The sequence below is a fragment of the Chitinophaga silvatica genome (assembly GCF_003419895.1).
Taxonomy (GTDB): domain Bacteria; phylum Bacteroidota; class Bacteroidia; order Chitinophagales; family Chitinophagaceae; genus Chitinophaga; species Chitinophaga silvatica.
Genome location: NZ_QPMM01000013.1, coordinates 117,347 through 140,655, shown reverse-complemented (window position 1 = coordinate 140,655; position 23,309 = coordinate 117,347). Strand labels below are relative to the sequence as shown.

The 23,309-nt window shown below is 38.5% G+C and carries 17 protein-coding genes; 10 read left to right on the top strand and 7 right to left on the bottom strand.

Annotated features, from left to right (window positions below; all coding sequences use genetic code 11):
* The first annotated feature begins 7 nt into the window (after positions 1-7).
* The 4 genes from DVR12_RS28045 to DVR12_RS23000 all read left to right on the top strand — a co-directional run bounded on the left by DVR12_RS28045 (position 8) and on the right by DVR12_RS23000 (position 3,159).
* Positions 8-136 (top strand): hypothetical protein, encoded by a 129-nt coding sequence (locus DVR12_RS28045; protein ID WP_262511930.1) that lies wholly within the window; start codon positions 8-10, stop codon positions 134-136.
* Positions 137-465: 329 nt separating this feature from the next.
* Positions 466-1,023 (top strand): RNA polymerase sigma factor, encoded by a 558-nt coding sequence (locus DVR12_RS23010; protein WP_116978162.1) that lies wholly within the window; start codon positions 466-468, stop codon positions 1,021-1,023.
* A 70-nt stretch (positions 1,024-1,093) separates the two neighbouring features.
* Positions 1,094-2,170: a FecR family protein gene (locus tag DVR12_RS23005; protein WP_158563349.1), complete on the top strand. Its 1,077-nt coding sequence runs from the start codon at positions 1,094-1,096 to the stop codon at positions 2,168-2,170.
* A 17-nt stretch (positions 2,171-2,187) separates the two neighbouring features.
* Positions 2,188-3,159, top strand: coding sequence for a helix-turn-helix transcriptional regulator (locus tag DVR12_RS23000; protein ID WP_116978160.1), 972 nt, complete (start codon positions 2,188-2,190; stop codon positions 3,157-3,159).
* 141 nt (positions 3,160-3,300) lie between these two features.
* Here the strand turns inward: DVR12_RS23000 and DVR12_RS22995 are convergent, their stop codons facing one another.
* Positions 3,301-4,284, bottom strand: coding sequence for a glycoside hydrolase family 43 protein (locus tag DVR12_RS22995; RefSeq protein ID WP_116978159.1), 984 nt, complete (start codon positions 4,282-4,284; stop codon positions 3,301-3,303).
* A 114-nt stretch (positions 4,285-4,398) separates the two neighbouring features.
* On the opposite strand from DVR12_RS22995, the gene DVR12_RS22990 reads away from it, so the two are divergent.
* The 3 genes from DVR12_RS22990 to fabF all read left to right on the top strand — a co-directional run bounded on the left by DVR12_RS22990 (position 4,399) and on the right by fabF (position 9,534).
* Positions 4,399-7,620: an AsmA family protein gene (locus tag DVR12_RS22990; protein WP_116978158.1), complete on the top strand. Its 3,222-nt coding sequence runs from the start codon at positions 4,399-4,401 to the stop codon at positions 7,618-7,620.
* Positions 7,621-7,726: 106 nt separating this feature from the next.
* Positions 7,727-8,281, top strand: a complete 555-nt coding sequence (locus tag DVR12_RS22985) for a TetR/AcrR family transcriptional regulator (RefSeq protein ID WP_116978157.1) — start codon at positions 7,727-7,729, stop codon at positions 8,279-8,281.
* A gap of 11 nt (positions 8,282-8,292) precedes the next feature.
* Positions 8,293-9,534: a beta-ketoacyl-ACP synthase II gene (gene fabF / locus DVR12_RS22980; RefSeq protein WP_116978156.1), complete on the top strand. Its 1,242-nt coding sequence runs from the start codon at positions 8,293-8,295 to the stop codon at positions 9,532-9,534.
* A gap of 108 nt (positions 9,535-9,642) precedes the next feature.
* On the opposite strand, the gene DVR12_RS22975 is transcribed toward fabF, so the two are convergent.
* The 4 genes from DVR12_RS22975 to DVR12_RS22960 form a co-directional block, all read right to left on the bottom strand.
* A complete protein-coding gene (locus DVR12_RS22975; RefSeq protein WP_116978155.1) occupies positions 9,643-10,665 on the bottom strand; it encodes a sterol desaturase family protein in 1,023 nt (340 codons plus the stop codon).
* A 74-nt stretch (positions 10,666-10,739) separates the two neighbouring features.
* The gene (locus tag DVR12_RS22970; protein ID WP_158563348.1) at positions 10,740-11,981 is read right to left on the bottom strand and encodes an alpha/beta fold hydrolase; all 1,242 of its coding nucleotides are present in this window, start codon (positions 11,979-11,981) and stop codon (positions 10,740-10,742) included.
* A gap of 90 nt (positions 11,982-12,071) precedes the next feature.
* On the bottom strand, positions 12,072-16,544 hold the full coding sequence (locus DVR12_RS22965) for a TonB-dependent receptor plug domain-containing protein (protein WP_158563347.1): 4,473 nt from the start codon (positions 16,542-16,544) through the stop codon (positions 12,072-12,074).
* A gap of 4 nt (positions 16,545-16,548) precedes the next feature.
* Positions 16,549-19,083, bottom strand: coding sequence for a hypothetical protein (locus DVR12_RS22960; RefSeq protein ID WP_116978152.1), 2,535 nt, complete (start codon positions 19,081-19,083; stop codon positions 16,549-16,551).
* A gap of 234 nt (positions 19,084-19,317) precedes the next feature.
* On the opposite strand from DVR12_RS22960, the gene DVR12_RS22950 reads away from it, so the two are divergent.
* The 3 genes from DVR12_RS22950 to DVR12_RS22940 all read left to right on the top strand — a co-directional run bounded on the left by DVR12_RS22950 (position 19,318) and on the right by DVR12_RS22940 (position 20,932).
* A complete protein-coding gene (locus DVR12_RS22950; RefSeq protein ID WP_116978150.1) occupies positions 19,318-19,791 on the top strand; it encodes a hypothetical protein in 474 nt (157 codons plus the stop codon).
* A 202-nt stretch (positions 19,792-19,993) separates the two neighbouring features.
* Complete coding sequence (locus DVR12_RS22945; RefSeq protein WP_116978149.1) at positions 19,994-20,485, top strand: BON domain-containing protein; 492 nt, start codon at positions 19,994-19,996, stop codon at positions 20,483-20,485.
* A 27-nt stretch (positions 20,486-20,512) separates the two neighbouring features.
* The gene (locus tag DVR12_RS22940) at positions 20,513-20,932 is read left to right on the top strand and encodes an SH3 domain-containing protein (protein WP_116978148.1); all 420 of its coding nucleotides are present in this window, start codon (positions 20,513-20,515) and stop codon (positions 20,930-20,932) included.
* 57 nt (positions 20,933-20,989) lie between these two features.
* On the opposite strand, the gene DVR12_RS22935 is transcribed toward DVR12_RS22940, so the two are convergent.
* Both DVR12_RS22935 and DVR12_RS22930 read right to left on the bottom strand, forming a co-directional pair.
* Positions 20,990-21,445, bottom strand: coding sequence for a hypothetical protein (locus DVR12_RS22935; RefSeq protein WP_116978147.1), 456 nt, complete (start codon positions 21,443-21,445; stop codon positions 20,990-20,992).
* Between the two features lie 698 nt (positions 21,446-22,143).
* The gene (locus tag DVR12_RS22930; protein ID WP_116978146.1) at positions 22,144-23,166 is read right to left on the bottom strand and encodes a helix-hairpin-helix domain-containing protein; all 1,023 of its coding nucleotides are present in this window, start codon (positions 23,164-23,166) and stop codon (positions 22,144-22,146) included.
* Positions 23,167-23,309: the final 143 nt, after the last annotated feature.

Genomic DNA, 23,309 nt, shown 5'->3' with positions numbered 1-23,309 from the left:
AATACTTATGGTGAGCTTTGCTTGGAAAAATGCAGACAATATTTATATTGCGCATCCGAGAGGAGAAAGCCATGCATTTAAGACTAGCGCTATAACTGATGTATCCACAGATCAGCTGATAAAACTGAAAGAATAAATATAAACCTGCAACTCCCTGGAATATTTTGAGAAAATATATTTCATTTTAAAAGTCATGTGATTAAAGTACAACGTTTTGATTTTGGAATAACAAATCATTAACAAATAGATGGTAGGATAAAAAAACCAATCCGGGCGCAGAAACGAATATAAATATAGGCGGTGAGCCCTATGTTAAATTTGTTGGGTTTCTATTGTCTGTCTCAACCTTATTTCCGTTTTTTTGTTTTAAGGTCATGAATTGAGTTTAACTATTTTATCAAACCGCGAAATTTATTCCTACAACAAAGGGTTGTACGACCTGACTTCTTTTCAATTTAATTTATCATGAGTGCATCTATCAACGATATTGAATTGCTTGCACAATTGAGAGACGGCAACCTTGCTGCCTTCCAATACGTCTATGACACCTATCGTCATTGGCTCTACGTTACTGCCTATTCGATGTTAAAAGATGAGATTGAGGCACAGGAGCTTTCACAGGATTTATTTATTGATTTCTGGCATAAAGATGTCGGCTCTAAAATCGATTTCAATAGTTCTGCTGAATTAAAAAACTTCCTCTATATAAGTATCCGTAACCGATGCCTGAACAAGCTGGCGAAAGATGCTACACGTATTAAGCGATTAAAAGAGATTACTTTACCAGAAACTTATACAATTCAACATAGCAGGTTGGAAAACAATGAATTAAAAGACCAACTTGAAACAGCCATTAAAAAACTACCGGAAAGACAATCACTTGCTTTCAGGCTGGCTTACCAGGAAAATAAAACACGTAAAGAAATAGCAGCTGTAATGCAGACCAGTGAAGAAACTGTGAAAAAACAGGTTGCCAGTGCCCTGAGAACTTTAAGGGCTTCTTTAAAAAAAATGCTTTCCTGAATACCCCGCCTACTTAAAAAACCGGTTTTATAGAGTGTACATGAATAGCGCCGAAGAAATATACAAGCTAATGACAGAGAAGCTAGCGGGAGTAATTTCCGCAGCGGATGATCTATGGTTAGAGGAATTGATCGAAGAAGATCCATTGGTAAGATCAAAATGGGAGCAACTTTCCGCTACCTTTGTTCCTCCACCTCCGGCTCCCTGGCTGGAAGTGATTGACTTCAAAAAGAAAAAACCAATATATAAGGTGCTGCTCCCGTGGGCAGTGGCCGCCGCTATTTTAGGCGCTGCCGCCATGGCAACCTGGAAACTGGCTCCATGGAAAAAAGAAATTAAGCAACCAATCGCTGTTGCTACCGTTAATAATGAGAAACACGTCTACCTCAAGCTGGCCAACCAGGAGGTTATTCAACTCGATGGCTCCGCCACCGTTCTCAATATAGCCGGCCAACAGATTGCCAATCAAAATAATGTACTATATCTCAACTCCAGCAGTCACTTACCTGAAGGTAATAACACCATACAGGTGCCTGCAGGCAAAAAATACGATGTAATACTCCCGGATGGCTCCGTAGTAAACCTAAACGCTACTACTACCATCACTTTCCCCTCCAAATTCGATGCTTCGAAAAGAGAAATCGCCATAAACGGGGAAGCATACCTGAAAATCTCAAAACAGGAGCACCAACCATTTAAGGTACATTTACCTCATACTGCCGTGGAAGTACTAGGCACCAGCTTTAATATCAATACTTATGATAATTCAAAAATCAGAGTATGCCTGGTAGAAGGTAAAGTGAAAGTGAAAGCAGGAAACAAGGAAGTTATAGTTAAACCCGGCCAACAGGCAATCTTTAATGCCCCTAAGGCCTCCTTACATACCCAACCTTTTAACGCTTCCGTAGAATTAGGATGGCAAAAAGGCTTGAACAGTCTCTCCGAAGCTCCGCTCAATGAAGTATGTGATGCTATCTTCAGATGGTATGGAGTAAAAGCAGTACTGGACGATCCTAAACTGTCGAAACGCAAATTCAGTGCATTGTTGGATAAAAGTACACCTCTCAGCTTCTTGCTGGAAGGCGTAAAAGCTACTACGGGTACAGATTATTATTTTGATGCAGACAGCACCCTGCATCTTAAATAAAACTCAAATAAGGTATCATGAAGGAAATTAAAAAGAAATACCTGCTTGCCAATAGGAATGATCAGTTGCATATCAATCTTGAAAAAATTCCTGTTTACTTACATTCCGCCCTGATGCCTTATGCTAAGTATTATTCGGATATTGATATCAACGGTATTATTCTGGATCAAAAAATAAAATTCAGAGAATTTTCTATTTACTATCACCTCATACACCTTAGTGAAGGTACTAAGCTAACATCCATTATCACAGATAAAGACATCGTACCAGCCTGCATCTCAGGATTCTATTCTCATACAGAGGAGATGCCTTTGAAAATATCACTCCCTACGCACCCTCAACTTACGGCTGCCTTTCCTGTAAGAGAGTATATCATGGATTTTCATGTAAATTTCGATAGCTTCTATCTATTCGATATTATAGATAAATTTCCGCTGTTTAAAATTCTAAATCCAAAAGTTGAATTTAATCATAACGAAATTCATTCATTTACCCCTCCCCCACATCCTTATCAGACAAACAAAGTAAATTATAATATCATGAAGCGAATCATCAACTGTAAACTGGTTGGTGATCTCGCCGAAAAATATCTCTACCGTAATGCACTAAACTATTTCCTTACCTATCTGCACTACCTCCTAACGCCGGCTCCTATTATGTTGCACGGCACATATGTAACACAGTTAATGGAAATTGCTGATTACATTCTTCAGAATCCGGTAGAAGCAAAGAGTAAGGAGGCACTTTGCAAAAAATTTGAAGTTGTGCCTGAATTTCTAGAGGAACCATTCCAACAAATGTTCTATACACCTGTTGATGATCTGATTTATCAGGAAAGAATGAACATAGCATTTAAGCTACTTACTGAAGAGCAACATACATTCACCTATGTTGCCAATAAAACAGGATTCCCTGATTATGAAACCCTGAAAAAAGAGTTTCAGGAGTATTATCGCTGTAACCTAAACTTTTTTCTGAATGTACAATAACCCCTTAGAAGTGGTCACCCAGTGGCAGCGTTAGGCTGCTGCTGAGTACCACTTTTTAATTTAAAAGCAGGATGTATCAAAAGTAATTCCTACCAGAGCTTATTCGGGTAGGAATTATTTTTGATACATCTTTTATTATTTCTACTTACGAATAGGTGTTCTTTTAACTCCTTCCTTTGTAATAATTACTGGTTTAATTAACCCATCCTTATCAAATTCCATTTTATCTATACAAGTCTCCCTGGAATTACGATCTGTTTCTGTTAATGGTCTGCGATGGTAAACAATAAACCATTTATCCTCTTTGGGAGCCTTGATCACGGAATGGTGACCAGCACTTGTTGCTATATTCGGGTCTTGCTGCAGGATTTTTCCTATTCTATTAAATGGCCCCATTGGTGAATCTGCAATAGCATAAGCTACACTATAATCCGGGCCACCCCAACCACCTTCAGACCACATAAAATAGTATTTTCCATCTTTTTTAAACATAGTTGGCCCTTCTACGTACTTCTCCGGAGTAATTTCCCTGAAAATAGTTCCATCTTCAAACGGAATGAAACCTGTAAAATCGGGCTTCAACTGAGCAATATTACAATGTCGCCATCCTCCATAGATAAGATAATACTTGCCATTGTCGTGAAAAACGTATTGGTCGATCGGTTGTGCCTTGTTAATGATTTTATCTACCAGCGGTTTCCCTAAATAATCCTTATACGGCCCCTGTGGCTTATCGGCCACCGCTATACCAATACCTCCCACTTCCTGATCGTTTTGAATATCATTAGCCCCAAAGAACAGATAATAGCGTTTATCCTTTTCTAAAATAGCCGGAGCCCACATTGCAATTTTGGCCCATTTTACCGCCGAAGTATCCAGAATATTGGAGTGTTTAGTCCAGTTTACCAGGTCGGGGGAAGAAAATGCATCAAAGAAAACCTGTTTCTCGTAAGGAGCCGAATAAGTCGGATAAATCCAATATTGCTTCCCAAATATTACCCCTTCCGGATCGGCATACCAACCGGGAAATACGGGATTACCAGAATATTCTTTCTTCTCAACTTTCTGAGCAGCTGCAAATTGCGTACTTCCTGCTAATAAAAGCAGTGGAATCCAACTTTTCATGTAACTACAATTAAAATGAATCGTTAAAAGTAATAAAAAATAGCTCGGATCATAGTCTTAATACTCCCAACAGCAATTTTTTATATATTTTTAGCCCATTGAAAGGCCATCTTTATGAAGAAAGGAAAAAAGATCATCAGACTATTATTAATAATTGCCGGGGTATTTATCTTATTACTGACAATTGCAGGAGGCATCCTGTATAGCCAACAGGAAAGGCTCACTCAAATGGCCGTGAAAGAACTGAATAAGCAGTTACCGGGCGAATTAGTAATAGCCAACAGCAGTATTTCTCCATTTAGTAATTTCCCCTATATCTCCATCGCTCTACACGATGTTAAGTTTTTTGCCAACAAGCAAATGACCGGGAAACCGCTTTATCAATTAGAGCGATTATACGTTGGTTTTAGTTTACCCGACCTGTTGCAACAACATTATAATGTAAGGATCATCGTTTTGGCTAACGGTAAAGTGCATGTAGAAAGAGCAGCAAACGGAGATGTAGATATTATCAAAGCCCACGAGATCAAAAACACCAGTACCGCTGCCACCGCCGATTCTACTACGGAAGCGTTGAATCTGGATCTGAAAAAGATCATCCTGAAAAATATTGATGTTACCTATCACGATGCCTCTACTGGCTATACGGTAGGCTCCCGTATCGAGAGAGTAAAGGCCGGTTTTTCTATGGACTCTACTCTGATTGCCATCAATATGGATAGCCAGCTGATTTTGGATATCAATGGATTAAAAGATAGTTCCCTCTTTCGCAATAAACATATTAAACTGAAGATAGGTGCAGTATACGACCAGCCTAAGAAACTGCTGACATTAGAAGAAAGTGCGATTAAGCTGGAAGATGCAGATTTGTCTGTAAAAGGAACCGTAAGTCAGAAAAATGTAGATCTGCAGGTAAAAGGTGACAAACCCGATATGAACCTGCTCTTCGCTTTCGTACCGGAGGATATAGCTGTGATGTTGAATAAATACAAACATGATGGCCGCATTTTTTTTAATGGAATCGTAAAAGGACCTGTCAGTAAAAATGAACTGCCATTAATGGAATTCCATTTTGGATGTGAAGACGTTTTCTTTCAGAATAAAAAAATAGATAGAAAGGTTGATCAGCTGGGCTTTAAAGGATTTTATACCAATGGAGCCAAACATAATCTTGAAACTTCAGAGCTGCATGTGCTCAATCTTAATGCCCGACCAGGTACCGGTACCTTTAAAGGGAATTTCATCATGAAAAACTTCAATGATCCGCAGATCATTATGCAGGTTTATTCTGAACTGAATTTGCGTTTCATCGGTGAGTTTTTAGGTATTAAGGATCTGGAGCAAATTAGCGGAGAAATTAAGTTGAATATGAACTTCCGCGAGATGGTAGATATGCGTGTTCCTGAAGAAAGTTTGGCCAAACTGAAAGAGGGAGTACAAAGCGAATTAACTGTCAGAAATCTGGCGTTTCATATTCCGGGTTATCATCTGCCGGTTAGAAACATGAATATCCATGCCCTGGTAGAGCAAGGCCGGCTCAAACTCGATTCAGTTGGATTCCGTGTGGGAAGTTCTGATATTTTCGCAAGTGGAACTATCAGTGATGTTCCGGCCCTGTTTCATAAACAGGATAAACCGGTAGCTGTTACTTTTAATGCATCCAGCAGGCAGTTAAAATTGAATGAGCTGTTCAAATTTGATTCAGCCCATGCGGTTTTAAGCAAAGAGGTGATTACCGGGTTTAATATTGGTTTGGCGTTGGAAACTTCCGTCAATGAATTGCTACATGCTAATCCGTTGCCCAAAGGCACATTTAAAATTGCAGATCTGAATGCCAAATTCCAGGAATACCCGCATGCCTTACATGGATTTAATGCAGCTGTAGTGATAAATGATACTAGTCTGAGAGTTTCAAATTTTAGCGGAAATATTGACAGCAGTGGATTTGCGCTGATGGCCAGATTGAATAATTATAAATTCTGGTTCGATAAAATCAAAAAAGGTAACACTGAAATCGCTTTCGACTTTAAGGCACCACGCTTAGCCGTTAATGATCTCATTGGGCCAAGGGGCAGAAAATTTATACCACAAGGCTACTGGTATGAAGAAGCAGGAAATGTTTGGCTGCGCTCTAAAATCAATCTAAAATATGATACAGTATTTAAGAAAGTTGACGCACGTATTGCCAATATTTCTGGTAGTTTAAAGCAACATCCGATAAAAATAGATAAGGTAAGTGGACATATCAAATATGGTAATAATAAATTTATTGTTATTGATAGTTTGATAGGTAAGATAGGAAGAACAGATTTTGATCTGAACATGCGCTATGCAACAGGACGTCGCAAATCCGATACGCTGGCTACCCGTAGCAACTATTTCCGTTTTAAATCCGATATGCTGGATATAGATGAGTTAATGAATTACGATTTCAGCGATCATACCCCTGTTGCCTCCACAGCCCCTGTTAAAAAAACTACAGTCAAAGAAAATGACTCGCTGCATGCAGCAGGATTTAATGTATTCAGTATTCCGTTTTCTGCTTTCGAAACACAGTTGAACATCGGGAAGGTTAAGTACAAAAAGCTATGGTTGAAAAATATCCTCGCCACTGCGCACATGCGGGAAGATAAAAAGATCAAGTTTGATACGTTAACAGTAGAATTGGCAGGTGGACGAATTGCTATGCGGGGAATACTCAATGCAGCTGATCCTAATAAGCTCTATTTCAGGAGTGGACTTACGATTGAGCATGTAGACCTTTCCAAAATGCTGATCAAGTTCGATAACTTCGGGCAGGATATGATTCTGAACAATAATCTGCAGGGTGTATTAAGTGGCCATATTAAAAGTTATGTTCGATTACATCCTGATCTGACCCCGGTATTAAGTGAAACAGAATCGCAGTTGGATATAGAGATCAAGGATGGTACACTGATCGACTTTGGACCTATGCAGGCTATGTCGTCGTACTTTAAGGACAAAAACCTGAGAAAGGTTAGATTTGATACATTAAGGAATAAACTCACCCTGAAAAATGGGGTTTTACAAATCCCTAATATGAATATCAATTCCTCATTAGGATATATAGAAGTTTCCGGCACACAGTCGCTCGATCTGAAAATGGACTATTATCTACGCATTCCAATGAAAATGGTTACACAGGTAGGTTTTCATGCTTTATTTGGAAGAAAGCAGGAAGAAGTGGATTTAGACCAGGTGGATGAAATTGAATACAGAGATAAGGATAAAAAAGTGAGGTTTATGAGTGTAAATGTGAGCGGAACCCCTGAAAAATATAAAATTGCATTAAAGAAAGCCAAGAAAACCACTTAGTTTACTTATTGATTATCAATATTTTATAATTAATTTTTATATATTGATAGATTTATATTTTGATTACTTACTTATTAGTAAGTAACTTAGTCTTATAATTAAGATCATGGCAGAGACAAAAGAAAAGATAGTAGAAACGGCAGATCAACTAGTTAGAAAGAAGGGATACAATGCATTTAGTTATAAAGATATTTCTGGTCCATTGGAGATAAAGAATGCAGCGGTGCATTATCACTTTCCGGCAAAAATGGATTTAGGCATTGCCGTGATAGATCAGGAAATTGAAAAGTTTCTGGAGAAAACGCGGGAGTGGAGTAATAGTCCGGAGGATGAGCAGATAGCGAAACTATTTTCAGTTTTTGACCGGCATAATAAGCAGGATAATATTTGCCTCGTTGCATCGTTTGCTACTGACTTTAAAACATTGGAAGCTCCGATGCAGGCAAAAGTGCAGGAGATGTCGGCCAATCTACTTGAATGGTTAACAAAGTGTCTGGAATCCGGAAGAGCTAAGGCATTGTTCAAATTTGAGGGATCTGCTTCAACCCGTGCATTAATCATCATTACTAATTTACAATCATCCCTGTTATTGGCACGAATAATGGGGCCAGCAGTTTTTCAGCAAATAACCAATCAATTGCTGGAGGATTTGCGCAGCTAATATTTAATACTATGAAAAGAGTAGTAATAACAGGAATGGGAACCGTTTCTCCGATCGGAAATAACCTGAATGATTTCTGGAATAGCCTGATTAATGGCAAAAGTGGAGCTGCTACAATCACTCACTTTAATGCTGAAAAATTTCGTACCCGCTTTGCATGTGAACTCAAGGACTTTGATGCTACAAAGTTGCTGGATAAGGCATTGATCCGTAAGACAGATCCCTTTACACAATATGCGCTGGTTGCAGCTGCACAGGCAGTGGCTGACTCAGGAATAGATTTCAAGACCATGGATCCATTTGATGCAGGAGTGATCTGGGGATCAGGACAAGGAGGAATGCTAACATTTGAAGAGCAGGTCACAGAATATGTGACAGGAGGATATCAACCACGGTTCAGTCCATATTTTGTACCTAAGCTGATTACCAACATGGCATCTGGTATGATTTCAATTGAGTATGGATTAATGGGAATTAATTATACGACGGTATCTGCCTGTGCTACCACCAACACCGCCATCATGGATGCTTTAACCTATCTTAGGTTAGGTAAGGCTAAAGTGATTGTGACAGGTGGATCGGAAGCCCCTATTACTCAGGCATCTGTTGGAGGTTTCTGTGCCATGAAAGCTATGTCGGTCCGTAATGATGATCCGGCTACCGGGTCGAGACCCTTTGATGTAGACAGAGATGGATTTGTGATGGGAGAAGGTGCAGGAGCATTAATTCTTGAAGAGTATGAGCATGCAAAAGCCAGAGGAGCAAAAATATATGCAGAAGTAGTTGGGGCAGCAATGACAGCAGACGCCTATCATATGACGGCTACTCATCCTGAAGGATTAGGAGCCCGCAGAGCTATGGAATTTGCATTAAAAGATGCAGGATTAAACAAGGAAGATGTAGATTATTTAAATGCCCATGCTACCTCTACTCCGGTTGGTGATCTGAGTGAGATTCATGCGATCGGAGACTTATTTGGAGCAGCACCGGCTAATTTACATATCAGTGCCACCAAATCCATGACCGGACATTTACTGGGTGCTGCTGGTGCCGTAGAAGCTATTGCCAGTGTAATGAGCATACAAACCGGTATTATCCCTCCTACTATTAATACCCGGCAATTGGATGCCGCCATCCCTGAAACAATGCCCATTGTTTTAAACCAGGCTTTGGAAAAAACCGTGAATGTTGCTATGAGCAATACTTTCGGGTTTGGTGGACATAACGGAATAGTTATCTTCAAAAAGATATAAAGAAAAAGGGGGTGTATCAAAAGCAATCTGAAGGTTATAAGAATTATGTTCCATCAGGTAAAATTACTTTTGATACAACCCCTGTAGTTTTTCGATTAGTAGTTTGTGCTATAAAGCACTAACGTTAGTCATAGGAACTGGTTGTGCTTTCTCTTGTTCCAAGAAAGCTTTCTTTACTATTTTCGCAGTTTTATGGTCTCCCGTATGGCTCCATCCGGGAGGCATAATTATATAAAGCAGCTTATTTTTAATGCCAGGTGCTTTTACAATATCTTTCCACAAATAATATAGTTCTCCAAAATAAACATCCCAGAAATTGTTGGGATTGATTTCGCGACTGATTCCATACTCAATATTCATATCCCTTTTCTCGTTCTGGAATGTTCCGAATACTTTATCCCAGACGTTGAGCAGGTTACAGAAATTAGTATCCATATACAATGGATTTTTTGCATGGTGTACTCTATGATGAGAAGGAGTCAGAATAATTTTATTCAGAAATCCAAGCCGGCCATCTTTAATCAGATTTTCACCTACATGAATAAATGATCCCCAGGTTCCATCAATAAACATAATGAGAAACAACATAGGAGGATTTACTCCCATCAGAATACAAATACTGGTACGAATTACATCTGCATATGGTGCTTCAAGAAAGAAGTGAGCATAAGTAACAGAAAGATTCATCGATTCAGGGGCATGATGAGTAGAATGCAAACACCAAAACAACCTGATTTTATGACCAAAGTAGTGATAGATGAAGTGAGAAAACTCCCAGATTACATATCCGTAGATAAACCAGTACCAGGTCATGGTAGTTGGAATCAGTGCATATTTTTCCAGCAATCCAATACAGAAAGCCACAGCGGCAATGGATAGGAATCTTGAGATAAATCTGTTGGCTACAAAGATGAAGAAAGGCATTTTGTAATCTTCAATCTTAAACTTCTTGTAAAAAATAGCTCTGCCGATCTCAATCAGCAATAATAACGGGATAAGCGGAGAAATGAGCGAGAGAATGCCATTAAAGGTTAGTAGAACCCTATAGTCTCCTGTTTTGCACACTTCAATAATCTGTGAGATCCCAAGAAAGGAAATGATCTCATGCCACAAGGTCTGTACAACAACCATAACGTAGAGATTTCGTTTGTGAATACTTTGTATGAACAAATATAAGAACTTTGTCCATACAAAGCATATAATCTCTATTTTTTAAGGAAAGCAGACACAGCACTAATAAGTTCAGAAGCTAACGGCCTGATAGCAATGAATTCCTTATCCGACTCCATACGCAGCAAATGAGACATTCCTGGGATTAGCAGCAATTTGGAAGATGGAAGACTTTTGTGCAGCATTTCTGCCTGAGCAGGCGGCACGTTTGTATCAATTGTTCCATTTATTATAATCACCTGGGTATTACGGAGCTCTGCCAGTCGATCTGCCGGTACTACACCATTGTGGCTCTTTAACCAATCAAAAGAACCTTTATTAAAAACAGAGTTCAGGGTATTAGGCACTGTAGGTTGCTCATTATTCGATAATTGCCGGAATATTACCGGAATTGTTTTTACAACTGAATCATGCACATAGGGTTTGAATTGCTTCACCAATAGGTTTTCCAGTGATTCGGCGGGTGTACTTAAAAGTACCACTTTTTTTACCGGTTCTGCTAAAGCCGCATCAATTGCAATAACTCCACCTTCACTATGCCCCATTATATAAACGTCTGAAAACCGGCTATTTTGTTTAAGATACTTTAACCAGGTAATTGCATCTTTATCATAATTATCTAAAGTAGACTGAGCCGGATCCGTAAAAGATTTATTGGCTCCAATTCCTCTCTTATCGAAACGTAATGAAGCAATTCCCTTTTCCGCCAATGCTTTAGCTAAAAATTGATAGGCATGATTATATTCGGGTAGTAAAAGTTTAGAATCTCCATCTTTATCTGTAGGACCAGATCCGGGGAGGATCAACACAACAGGACATTTTTTAATTCCCGTTGGTAACGATAATGACCCATAGAGTTTGCCCCCCGCAATAGTAACTGAGTCCAAAACATCACCATTTAATGGAATTGAATTCACTGCATGCAAAGAAAATCGTTCTATTTTCTCTTCACTGTTAACTGATACTTTAAAATCTACATAATAGTATTCAAAAGTATTGGTTGATATTAATAACCTGCTTTTGCCCATTACATTTTCAACCTTATCGCTGCTATAGCTTTTCCAAGGCCCATATTGTTTACCGATATTATTCCATAGTTGCTCTAAAGCTTTTACAGATATTTTTGTCTGGGATTTAGGACTCAGGATAGTATATGCATCTTCCCACTTCCCTTCAGAAAGAAAAGTAAAAAATTGATTTGCTACCTGATCTTTTTGTTGAGCTGTTAGCCTTAGCATTCCAAGTAAAAAAACTAATAACAGGTGGAATCGTTTCATTGTATAAGATTTACTAAGGCAGAAATATAAAAAAAGGATCGGAGTATTTTGGGTAGCCACCATACTCCGATCCAAGGGATAAGGAACAAATTATCTAGGTTGAACCTCAATACTTAGGCCCTGATTCCAGAATTTATGCTCCGGAGTGTAGTATAGATAACAATTGCTGGCTTTTGCCTGATAAAAACCGGGAACATCAGCTTTCAAATCAAGGTTCAAAGTTTTTATTTCATTTGGCGCAAATCCCATCCAGTAAATTACCAAGTACCCATCAAACAGTTCGTAATAGGCTATTTCCTTTTTATCAATCAACTCCTTAAGCTGCCAGGGTTGAACAGACAATCCTGCCGGTACAGCCAACTTAGCTATAGACATTGGTTGCAGTTCATTTTTGATATTCTGAATAGTAGTTTTCATTCTAATTGTTTCGCCTACACGTACCCTGGATTCAGCGAGTTTTGTATTAAGTTTCAGTACGGCTGCCTCACTATTTTCAGGCACTGTGGAGGTATATGCAACTTCCAGACTAAATGGAGTTCCACCTTCTTTGGTATGATAATCGGCTTTAAAAATATGCTCTCCCTCGGCAAAGGATAAACGTTGCTTAGGTTGAATTACACTACCATCTACAGAAAGTGTAACTTTAGATTCTGCCATCGAACCTCTTAATTTAGCGTATTCAACTATAGCCTCCAATGCCAGTACTGTGGCTTGTGTACTTCCATACCCATAATAAGTCTTAGCACCCAGAATATTTGAAACTATTAAAGCAATTCTACCAACATTTGGCGTTTTAGCCCTGCATAATGCCATTGCATAGAGCGCTTTTGTTTCAATCATCAATGAGTTATCCCTTGAATTTACTACAGAAGTTTTAGCTGAGAGGCCCGACTTTTCTTCATGTACCTTAAGTGCATACATCAATCTGTCATAATCATTCTCCCTCTTCATATTACTTGCAGCCAAAGCCATCATCGCCAATTTATAATCATCGTCAGATGTTATAGCGTCTTTAAAAGCTGTTTCATATTCTTTTTCTATTTCGGCAGTTACACCAGCCTGGGAAAGTGCATAGACTATATAAATATTGGCAACTACATCTGGTACAGATGCAAACCTGTCGTACCCTCCGGAAGCCAGCAGGAATTTACCTTTTCCATCTCTCCTACTTAGTAAGAACTCACGTGTCCGGCTCAGCAACTTTTTATCTACATTCAGGAACTGGCTCATTTCCATAAACTCCAGTAATCCATATGCTGTTAATGCTTCATGTGGCGGCGTATGTCCAAACCATTCGAAGCCCCCCACCTGTGTTTCGTAACTTATCAGCCTTTTATAACCAGCCTCAATATAGTTCATAGCCATTTCCTCCACTTCCTTGTTTGCTTTGCCGGTTTCCTTCAGATATTTCAGAATCAGAATATTTGGGAAGGTGGATGAAGAAGTCTGTTCAAAACACCCATGGGGTTCCCGCAACATATTTTCAATACCATCCAGCAATTGTCCTTCCAGTGTAGTAAAGATTCTAACAGATGTGTTCATACTACCAGGCACCATATTGGAGATTCTGAATTTCTGAATAGTAGATTGATCTCCTGCAATGGTTTTAATGATCGGGAATCCTCTCTCAATTGCCTTTATTGGAAGAGAAACAGATTCTTTAACAGAAAGATCTCCAACCGTGATCTTAATATTATCTCCTCCTGCTTTCACCACATCGACCGGTAAGATGACTTGTTTACTTGTTGATGCAGGTATCAGGCAGGTACTTTGGAAATTGCCGGCTGAAAGGAAATTTGGAAGGCCCAGACTAATATTCAGGATCAGATCATCCAGTCCATTATTCTTAATGACTAACGGAATCATAGCTTTATCACCAACTGTAAGGTTATCTGGAATTTTAGCGTCCAGTTGAATCGGATTTTCAGTTGCCCAGGTAGACTCAGTTCTGCCGGGTTTACCATTCCAGCCTATACCTTCAGCAATAGCCCTGAAAGTAGTAGTGGCATCCGAATTATAAAATTCCAGTTGTGCAGTTCCTGCTTCATTTGTTTCAACAACCGGATTCCAATAGATTGTTTCTCTGAAGTCGGTACGGGTCTGAGTTTTCAGGGATCTGTAGACCGGCGCATAGAATCGGCGGGCAACAGAAAAATCGGCCTGTTCCCAAGGTACTGTAAGCGTGGAGTATTTGTTATGCTTTCCTAAAGCCACTTTGATTCTTCCCTCATTAAAATATCTGGTTTCAATAATGATCACTCCATTAGCTGCTCTTGAACCATAAAGTGAGGTAGCTTTTGCATCTTTTAAAACGGTGATGCTAACTATATCATTTGCTGTAATCTCAGATAATGGAGCGGTAGTTGGCACCCCATCTACAACATAAAGTGGATTTGAATTATTCGAAATGCCGGCATTTCCTCTGATCCTGATATCCGTACCAGGAGCGCCTTGTTGCTGTGGTGTTGAAATAGTAACACCAGCAACCCTGCCTTGCAATACATCAGTAATTTGAGATTGAGTTAGTATATCTTTAGCTGTAAATACTGCAACACTTCCCGATAGGTCATTTTTCTTTACTACTCCATATCCAACAACTACCACTTCTTCCAATCTTTTATCGTTCTTCCCAAAATTATCCATCCATTTGTCTAACTGGCTTTTTTGCAATTCCGGCATTTCTTTGGCCACTACTACATACTTATCCTTATCTATAAAGTTGATACCCGGACCAAATCCATTCAGGGTAAGCTGTATACTTACAGATTCTTTTCTTCCAACTGCACTGGCAATAAGATAATATCTGTCGGCCCAGTTCAGGTTAGGAAAATAAAATGCACCATTATTTTTTGTTGTTAATTTTAATGCCTTTGTTTTATTGGAGAGATTGATCAAAAATACTTCTCCTTTAACGGGTACATTATGCTTATTGGTTATAATCCCGCTGATTACCCTGTTTTCATCCGGGAAAAACTTCAGGGTTTTGTCTTTCAGCACATCAGCAGTATAATCGAAATACCGGTAGCCCTGGGTGAGCATTATAAGATCTAATGCAGGCTTAGCTTTCGGTTCATTACTTCTGAAATAGAATCCAGGGTCATCTATATGGCCATTTAATTCGGAACTCATTAGCAGCCAGGAAAGGATATGATCCTGTTTATCATCAGCATAAGTCCATAATTTATCATCAACAACAGATAATGACAAATTGGAAGGAACGGGTTTTCCATGTTCATCCGTAGTACTTACCGATAAACGTACTTTTTCTCTTGGCAGGTAGGATTGTTTGTCTGGCGTTACTTTTACCTGTAGAGTAGTATGCTGATTAACAAATACCAGTCGCTCTGCCAGTGGAAGTCCTTTTCCGGTTTGCAAGGTAAATCGGGCAATGCCAGCAGGAAAGGCAGTTGCATCGAGGTCGAACGCCTGCGTTCCTTTTTTGATGGTAAGGTTGCGGCGCAGATATTCTTTATCTTTTAAAGTTCCTACCAGGGAAACTTCCTGATCAAGGGTGGAATGAATAGTAAGTTTGAGTGTTGTATTTTCCTGCTGCCATTGCATTACCATTCCGTTCGGAGAAAAAGCGGGGAAAGCATAGCTTTTACTAATGCCTTGCGGACGAGTAATTTTCACAGTATACTGTTCATTGGACTGAGGTGTAAAATTAAACTGCCCCATTCCACCGTAATAGCTAATAAAGGAGGCAACAGTTTTTCCATTTTTGTTGATCACCTCCCCGCTTACATCGGCTGGTTTCCCGAATTCATTAACCGCTTTAAATGCAATATTAGCAGGTAATCCGGCGACCAAAGTACCACCTTCCGGTAAGAGTTGCAGATCTATGTTGTTAAGAACTATCGGAATACTTCTGGAAACACTTTCTGTAAATCCGTCATGCTTCACCGTTATATTCAGCAATCCATCATTAGTGATTAAAGTTTGAGGAAGGTTGAACCTCAGATTCAGTTTACCATCAACATCAGATGAATCTATTTTACTTAAGTAATTTTTTCCAGCGATGGCCACATCATAGTTTACTAAGTGATGCGCAAGAGGTTTATTATCCAGGCTCCGGACAGAAAACGAGGCTATCACTTCATCTCCGGCCCCATAGCCTTTTTTCGGAAATTCGAGCTTCATCAGTATGCGTGGAGAAATTACTTTTTGAAGTGTAAGTTCCTTCATAAAAAAAGTACTGTCATTCTCATTACGCATTAAGGAAGTATAGGCTCTCAGCTTATAAATCCCGCCAACATCGTTAACTCCGAATTCATATGATCCTTCGGCATATCCTTCATCCGTTTTATAAGTCTGTTTTTTAATAACATTTCCCGAAGGATTTAAAACTTCAACATACACTACCTTACTGGCAATGGAAGGTTGTTGGGTTTGAGCATTTACCAGATAAATCTTGTAGTAAACATTATCTCCCGGTTGAAAAAATACGTGATTGGTATGTAAATAAACTTTCTCCTTGAAAAAACTATAGTTCCAGGTTTGAGCTATAGCACCGGGTATAAGGAAGAAAATAAAACAGCAATAGAGAAATATATGGCGGATCATAGAATTAAAATTGAATGGATACATTAATACCGATTGATTTAAGTCCAGGCAGGTTGAAATAATCCAACCCCTGGGTTCCAGGCTGATCAAATAATAACTGGGCTGGGTCTACCCCTTTATATGGAGTCCATAACAAAATATTACGCGCGTAGATTCCCGTTTCCAGTTTCCTGATTATTTTTCTGAAATTGAAATAATAGTTCAGATGAATATTATTCAATCTTAACCAATCTGCTTTCTGAATATAGGCTTCTCCTACCCCACCTGGTCCGTATCTCACCCAGCGATTAGCATAAACAGAGGCATTTGGGTCATAGAAATCGACAGGTGTATTATTGGGAGAGCCATCGGTATGAACACCTTGAAAAACATAACCTTTTACATTTCGTTGTGCTCCGGAGGTAGCAGAAACACCGTAATAATCCATCATTGCCTGTGTACCGTTCCATTGTTCTCCTCCTTTCTTCCACTCCAGAATTGCACCTAAAGACCATCTGCCATAATAAATCAGGTTATCATATTTCAGGATGAATTCGGGATTGGGATCACCAATGATCTGCATTGATTTTTGAGGCATAGGATAGCCATCATCTCCAATCACTAAATTTCCGTTGCCATCTCTAATCCAGGCGGTACCAACAATTGAGTTCATCGGCTGGCCTTCGATCCAGGTGGTATGAACATCACTAAACCCATTTAATGCCAGGAAATTATGGTCGGCTTTAGTAACCTTTGATTTGTAGGTGGTAAAAATCAGAGAATGACGGGTTTTGAATTTATTAGAACTATAGGTAACATCCCGGCTAACTGAAATATCAAGTCCTTTAATATTTTGATTACCGATATTGGCGAGGTTGATTTGACTGCCATTCAGGATAGGAGCCACTTGATTTATAATATTTTTGGAATACAAATTGACCCCTAAGTCCAGAATTTTGTAATGTCTGACACTGAAAAATGCCGTAGCATCTTTATATCTGGAAGCTTTGAGATGATCGAAAGACAATGCTTCAGTAACGGGAAAGTAGGAAGAGGCGGCAGCAACTGAAGTACCTGTAAGATTTGAATAGCCGTAGCTTTGAGTGATTAATCGTTCAGAAACCACATCACTATACCCTAAATTCAGTGATAACATCAGGTCTCCGTTTGATATTGTTGCAAGCTTATAATTGCTTTCCAATGTAACCTGTGGTAGAAATAAGAATGTCTGATCTGTTGTATTGGAGAAGTAAGTTCTGTTTCCAACTGTCAATGAAACATTATTATTATATTCCGGCGAATAGGTAGTTCTAAAAGAAAATCTCGATTCATTGGCCGTTCTTTGATAGTGATAATTATTGTACGGAGAGATATTAATGTTTGATTGAACATTTGAAAGGTTATAATCGAAGTTTAACTGAGAATTAAAATCTCCGTCAGTATATTTCGGGCTATATTCAGCAGCACCGTTCAGCTCATAGGATTTATCCCTTTTTTCTCTAATAAAGCTAATGCCATTAGGGTAATAGGCCGAAAAGGGCTTATAGGATTCTTTACTTTTATCGGTGTTGTTTTCCCAGGATTGCAGGAGTGAATATTTGACTTTCTGATAATAGTTTCTCTGGAGGAGCAGACTAGCCTGCTGGTAATTTTTTCTAAGGTAATTATCATTATCCTCCAACAAATAGAAAGGGTTGTTTGCATTTTTGCTGTAGCTACGTTGTCCGTTATTCAACGTATAACCCTGAGAGTTATCGAAGCTTGGAGGAGTAAGAATGTTATCCTGGAATACCCTGTTCAGGAAGCCGTTATTATTACTATTTGAGTAGCTGCTTGTACTGCGGCGATATTTAGCCGTAACAGTCAGCCATTTAATTTTGGCCAGATAGGAGGTATTAAAAGCAGTAAGTGCATTATTATTACTTTGAATATAAGTTTGTTCATTGATGTTGGAAAATCCCAGTTTAAATTCATGTTCCAATGTATTGTAATTCATTAAACGGGCCATGATATTAAAATTCTGAGAGATGGAAGTTGCCGTTCTGAAAACATTATTGGAATAAGGAACTACAGTTTTTCCGTTTCCCTTACCAGTGGCAACCAGGCTGCCTTTTTCATCATAGAGGTATGGTTTGCCATCATATTCCAGGTTGTTCAGAGCGGGTCCGTAGCTAAACAATTCGTTAGTTTCAGGGCCTTGCCACAATAAACCGTTGGAAGAAGAACGACCCTGAGAATAGGACTGCTGCAATCCGGGTTGTTTTCCGGCTGCTCTGATGGCAATGTCGGAATTATAACTACCACTAATTCTAAGCTGATATGGGTATTGGGAATGGATATCGATTGATTTCCCTGAATATGTAATGCGTCGTATAGGCCCATTCATTTCCGGGAATCTTTTTATTTTAAAAGTATCCGGAGATGCAGAGAATGAGTAATGTGAAGCGGAATCTCTGGCAATCAGGTGCCTGTAGGCATCGGATTTAATATGTTCGACCGGTTTTGATTCCTGGGCTAAAATGGAAGCCGGTAATAAAAGTAGAGCCAATAGATATTTCAAGGTATGCTATTTAGGATTTAGCAATATAGTGTTTAAACAGTAGGAGTAATAACTCTCTTAACTATCCGGAAAAAATTAAACTTTTCATGATTTACGATTTTGGTTATCCCTGGAAGGGCTTGTTGCCTGCATGATGCATGAAAAATCAGGATTCCATAAATCGAAAAAAAATATTTTTTAGTAGGTCTTTTTTTCAGTCCAATGCTGTATCCTTGTAGCATAAAATCATTGTTTATGTACCTAAAACCTGTGCTTTTACTTGCAGTAACCTCATTATGTTTCTCCTGTAAGAAGGATAAGACCTCAGATGAAGATAAGTTGAGTGGCTCCTATTCGGCATGTGTACAGATGGAAGTAAATGGAAGTTGGACGGCAATAAATATCGATAGTATTAAATCTAATGGCAGGATTAATTATGTGTTGAATAAAGATCATTCGGGATTTGTTACCAAAGTAGATATTCCTACCTCTCCTGTTACTGCGCCAATAGATTTAAGTTTAAAAACGAGGAAGTGCTTTTGGGAATATTATCCAAGGGAAAAGAAGTTATTGATATTAGATAGCTTGCGACAATTGACAGAGACCTGGAACCTGGATGAGATCAATAATAATTATTTAAGTACTGTACCGGAAGGTCTTAAATTGGTAAGTAGTATTCCGTCTGCCCCTATTTTACAAAGAGGAAGGGTACTGTTAATCAGGAAGTAATAGCATACTCTACCATTTCAAAATATTAAGAGCAGGTAGTTCCTGCTCTTTTTTGTTACCACGTATATTACTTACAGTTATCTTTTCATGATTCGGTCCACTAATATTAATTCACAAATAAGTGGCTGCTGTTTGATTGCAGGATGGAAAAAGATACTTAACTTAAATAGTAATTTTTCATCTTTAAAACCTCAGTACAACTATGAACCTCAGGCACCTGACCACTTCCATCATGGCCATTGGGCTATTTTTCATGATTGCTTGTAAGAGCAAACCGAAAGATTCGGAGATTATGAATACTGTTAGTACAGCTGTTCAATCGATTCCGGGAGTTACAGCCGATGTAAAAGACGGTGTAGTAACATTATCTGGTACTGTAAGCACTGATGACGAGAAGATGGCTGCAGAGAATGCGGCTAAGTCTGTAAAAGACGTAAAGAGTGTTACCAACAACATTATGGTTGCCCCGCCAGCTCCTCCACCAACAGCACCTGTTGCGGTAACTGCGGACGATTCACTCAGAATGGCGGTCGCAGATGTAGTGAAAGATTTTCCGGGAGTAAAAGTAGACGTGAATGATGGTGTGTTAACTGTTACCGGAGAAGAAAAAGCTAGTCGTTGGAAAACCTTAAAGATGGCATTAGATGCATTGCATCCTAAAAAGGTGGATGCAAAAGGTTTAAAAGTAAAATAAGTTAATCCATTTTAAACTAAAACATTTATGGCGTTACAGGATAAATATAAAGAGTTGATAGATACTGCGCAGACATCTGGTGTATCCAATCTGCAAGTTGCAGAACAGGATGGGGTATTGCACATTAATGGTACAGCGCCAAGCGGTGATGTAAAGGATAAATTATGGGATATTTATGGTAAGATAGATCCCAATTTTCTTACAGGAGATGTTGTAATGGATATTCAGGTGGCCACGGCAGTATCCGGAGCTAAATTGAAAGTTGTAACAGAATCGTCTAATCTTAATATTCGTAAGGGTCCGGGAACCGACCAACCGATTGTTGGGAAAGCAGCGCATGGAGAGATAGTTACATTAATCAGTAAAATGAATGAGCAATGGTGGCTGATTCGTACAGATGGTGGGGCTGAAGGATATGCTTATGCTCAATATTTACAACCTGTCTGATTACAATTCGATAAAAATTAAAAAGGGATATAGGCATCAACCTATATCCCTTTCTCTTTAATTCTGCTCGCCGGAATACTTTACTCCCACCGGCATCATCAATGATCCTCTGCTGTAGATATCTACAAAGACAGTGACCGTGTCCCTGGTTGATCTGTTCAGGTAAACATACTTGTCCAGAATTGCATTTTGTTGTAACAAAATACTTGAACTGGCTCTTTGTTCCATAACAACAGGTCCCGAATGATGAGCACTAGGTTTGGACGATTTGTTCATCGGCTGGAATTGCTGGTTATCAATTGTCGTAAATTCTGATGGATTATGCATTTCTGATTGAATGCCCGATTCGTCACAGATCATCTTATTACTTCCAGGGTTCTTCTCGTTGTAACAATAGTCCTTTTCTGCCAATGTAGACAGATTCTTAGTTTCACTTTGAGCATACGTGCAATGCATACCAGCAGCCAGCAAAAACACAAACAGGCAGCCAATGCATCTAAAGTTGAATTTCATACACGAGGTTTAATCGTTAAAAAATAGTAACCAAACAGTCTTTAATAGTTAAAAAATTAATTCAGGAAGGCAGGGGTCCAAATTTTTTCAAACGAGGATTGAAGATAAATATATTCCACAAAATAACAAGCAAATTATTTTCTATTTTTTTTGCAAATCAACCAATTAAATTAATTAACCTCATCAAAATCACTGCATAGTGATTGCAGTGCTAACTAAAAATATCAATATAAAAAATTCAGAAAAAACTGATTTGGAAAAATGAAAATCAATATAAAAAAATAATACAATTCCCATCAAACATGCCACCACAAACAGTTTCACAACAACTTAATTTATCTATCCATTCCAAATACCCTTCCACCTAATTCATTTTTCTTTTAAAAAAAATTCATTTAATCAGAATAAATTATTTCCAATCCACAATGCAAGACTGATTGAAAGAAAAAATTGAAACCAGTTTTAAATATATAAGCGGCTTGATGTATAAACTATCAATAAAAATATTTCTTAGCTCAACGATTCAGGATTTTAATTGCAACCGGTTGTTAAAAAAATCATTAAAAAAGCATGACTGCAAAGCCATGCTTGTTACTCTTTTACAGGAGCGGCACTAATCCACTTCCTGGTTCGCCAGCAAGGGATTCTAGATCTTTACAGAAAAAAATTCAAGTATATGTATTCCTATTTATTTAAAATTAAACTACTCTACCAGGTTTATTTCCACCTGCCGGTTCAATATAAAATTCAGTTAATGGCAATAACTTACTATACTGCTCCAGCGAAAGACTCATACGATTTTTTAAATCACTCAGGTTTTTATAATAACCATTTAAATTTCTTTCACTAACTATACTCTTCGCTAAAATTCGATTGATGCCTGGTAATGCTACTAAAGCTGATTCATCAGCAATATTTATGTTGATGATCATGCCAGGTTGATCAGGCACTCCTACCTGTATATCTTCCCTGCTATGATAGTTTGCATTTTCAGGACTATAACTGGTATTACCAGATGCTTGAATCATAGGTTCATCAAACGTTTTTTCACCACTTGAGGTAAACAACTTCTTTCCAAAATGTATTGATCCAACAAGTCCAAAAGCATAACCAAAGAAATAGAAAAAGCCAAAAATCGATTCTAATGTTCCCGTTTCCGCATCTATATATTTTTCCAAAAACTTAGCGGAGCTGTTAGATATAAATGAATCTTTATCCTCAGCCTCAATAATTGTAAAATCATATTTACCAGTTCCATTACGGAATGGTATATTACTCAGATAATAACTATGCAATTTTGCGTTCAGCTCCTGAAAGGCTTCCACCTCCTTTTTGTTTAGGCTACCGTTTTTTGCGTTGGCAAGGAGTCCACCTACCTTATTATCCATCTTAATAACCTGTTCGGAAGTCAGTACCAGTACATCGTTCAGCGCCTTTTCCAAATCACCGGCATTCAGGGCGGTCTTACTGGTAATTCTTACATTTCTGAGATTAGATTGGAAGGCCAGTACAAACAGTCGTTTCGCAGATTTTTCATTGGTGGAATGGAAGGTTGATATTCTTGAACATATAAACGTTAGTACTGCAACAATTAAAAAGGTAAGCGCCCAGACTTTCTTCTTACTAAAGAAGGTAAAAATTGAGGCAGCTAACAGATTTAATAAAGGAAAGATTCCTAAAAAAATACTTAATACTAATCCCGCTGTCTTTTTAAAGTTCATGTTACAGATCGTTTGAATATTTGTATGTTGTCTGTTCTATTGATTATAGTTTTTATGATTCTACTATAGGATTTCCTAACGATAAGTGCATAGGATAAATTTATCATGACCTACAGTAATGATATTTATTGATACCAATAAAT

Coding starts and splice junctions, on each gene's coding strand:
- DVR12_RS28045 (WP_262511930.1), top strand. CDS start 8: ATGGTGAGCTTTGCTTGGAAAAATGCAGACAATATTTATATTGCGCAT.
- DVR12_RS23010 (WP_116978162.1), top strand. CDS start 466: ATGAGTGCATCTATCAACGATATTGAATTGCTTGCACAATTGAGAGAC.
- DVR12_RS23005 (WP_158563349.1), top strand. CDS start 1,094: ATGACAGAGAAGCTAGCGGGAGTAATTTCCGCAGCGGATGATCTATGG.
- DVR12_RS23000 (WP_116978160.1), top strand. CDS start 2,188: ATGAAGGAAATTAAAAAGAAATACCTGCTTGCCAATAGGAATGATCAG.
- DVR12_RS22995 (WP_116978159.1), bottom strand. CDS start 4,284: ATGAAAAGTTGGATTCCACTGCTTTTATTAGCAGGAAGTACGCAATTT.
- DVR12_RS22990 (WP_116978158.1), top strand. CDS start 4,399: ATGAAGAAAGGAAAAAAGATCATCAGACTATTATTAATAATTGCCGGG.
- DVR12_RS22985 (WP_116978157.1), top strand. CDS start 7,727: ATGGCAGAGACAAAAGAAAAGATAGTAGAAACGGCAGATCAACTAGTT.
- fabF (WP_116978156.1), top strand. CDS start 8,293: ATGAAAAGAGTAGTAATAACAGGAATGGGAACCGTTTCTCCGATCGGA.
- DVR12_RS22975 (WP_116978155.1), bottom strand. CDS start 10,665: ATGGTTGTTGTACAGACCTTGTGGCATGAGATCATTTCCTTTCTTGGG.
- DVR12_RS22970 (WP_158563348.1), bottom strand. CDS start 11,981: ATGAAACGATTCCACCTGTTATTAGTTTTTTTACTTGGAATGCTAAGG.
- DVR12_RS22965 (WP_158563347.1), bottom strand. CDS start 16,544: ATGATCCGCCATATATTTCTCTATTGCTGTTTTATTTTCTTCCTTATA.
- DVR12_RS22950 (WP_116978150.1), top strand. CDS start 19,318: ATGTACCTAAAACCTGTGCTTTTACTTGCAGTAACCTCATTATGTTTC.
- DVR12_RS22945 (WP_116978149.1), top strand. CDS start 19,994: ATGAACCTCAGGCACCTGACCACTTCCATCATGGCCATTGGGCTATTT.
- DVR12_RS22940 (WP_116978148.1), top strand. CDS start 20,513: ATGGCGTTACAGGATAAATATAAAGAGTTGATAGATACTGCGCAGACA.
- DVR12_RS22935 (WP_116978147.1), bottom strand. CDS start 21,445: ATGAAATTCAACTTTAGATGCATTGGCTGCCTGTTTGTGTTTTTGCTG.
- DVR12_RS22930 (WP_116978146.1), bottom strand. CDS start 23,166: ATGAACTTTAAAAAGACAGCGGGATTAGTATTAAGTATTTTTTTAGGA.